2 protein-coding genes are annotated in these 1,050 nt (G+C 64.6%); both read left to right on the top strand.

Annotated features, from left to right (window positions below; all coding sequences use genetic code 11):
• Window positions 1-122: 122 nt before the first annotated feature.
• Complete coding sequence (locus tag MJD61_12220; GenBank protein MCG8556034.1) at window positions 123-386, top strand: hypothetical protein; 264 nt, start codon at window positions 123-125, stop codon at window positions 384-386.
• 73 nt (window positions 387-459) lie between these two features.
• Window positions 460-1,050 (top strand): hypothetical protein (locus MJD61_12215; protein MCG8556033.1); only part of this gene is annotated, 591 nt, incomplete at its 3' end.

Genomic DNA, 1,050 nt, shown 5'->3' with positions numbered 1-1,050 from the left:
TCGTCACCGTCAAAGCGTGCGGTGGTTTCAAGGTCGGTGACCGCAGAACCCGCGTTGGGCTCTGACATGGCAGCGGTGATGTTCCGGACATAGATCACACCGTTGGTCAATGCGTTCCAGGCATGGGGATCAACCTCGCCGTCAACCATCTGACGAGCGCGGAGGGCCTCAGCGGCCTGCCCCGGCTGGAGTCGCTGCTCCTGGGCAGCCATGCGCTTACCTCGTTGCGCCCCCTCACCAACCTGCCTGCGCTGCGATGGCTCACCGCCTACGGCAACCCGCTTCAGACCCTCGACCTCCCCCCAGACAGCCCGGCCCTCAGCAAGATCGACGTAAGCGAGCGTCTCATTCAGGAATTGACTTCCGGCACCGGGGCACAGGGATAATTGATTGGGACAACGCCTTCGCCCTTTCCTATCTTGCCTGCATCCTCGTTCCTCATCACAGGCCTGTCTTCCGATGAAACCCTTTGCGCTTTGCCTGCTACTCAGCAGCCTTCTCGTCCTGAGCGATTCCGGTCTTGCTACGGCTCAAGGACCGCCCAGCACCGACATCGTGCTCGTGGCGATGCACAACGACCAGATCGCCCTGCCCCACGATCAACTGATCAACCTGACGGATCGAGACGGCTATGACAACCAGCCGTTCTTCACGCCGGACGGCAAGGCGCTGCTCTACACGTCGGCGCGCGACGGGCAGACGGAGATCTATCGGATCACGCTGGCTACGCGCACCCCGGAGCGCGTAACGGAGACGCCGGAGAGCGAATACTCGCCCACGATGCTGCCTAACGGCGACGGCTTCTCGACCATCCGCGTCGAAGCCGACGGCACGCAGCGGCTCTGGCGGTTCGATCTCAACGGCGAAAACCCGGCGCTCGTGCTCGACGCCGTCAAGCCCGTCGGCTATCATGCCTGGGCCGACGGGCATACGCTGGCCCTCTTCGTCCTCGGCGACCCGCCGACGCTCCAACAGGCCGACACCCGCACCGGACGCGCCGACACGCTCGCCTACGGCATCGGCCGGTCGATCCATCGCGTGCCGGGCGCG

This window comes from Pseudomonadota bacterium, from assembly GCA_022361155.1.
In the GTDB taxonomy this organism is placed as follows: Bacteria; Myxococcota_A; Polyangia; order Polyangiales; family JAKSBK01; genus JAKSBK01.
Note: the sequence above shows the minus strand (reverse complement) of the source record. Positions and strands in the feature narration are given on the sequence as shown.

Coding starts and splice junctions, on each gene's coding strand:
- MJD61_12220 (MCG8556034.1), top strand. CDS start 123: ATGGGGATCAACCTCGCCGTCAACCATCTGACGAGCGCGGAGGGCCTC.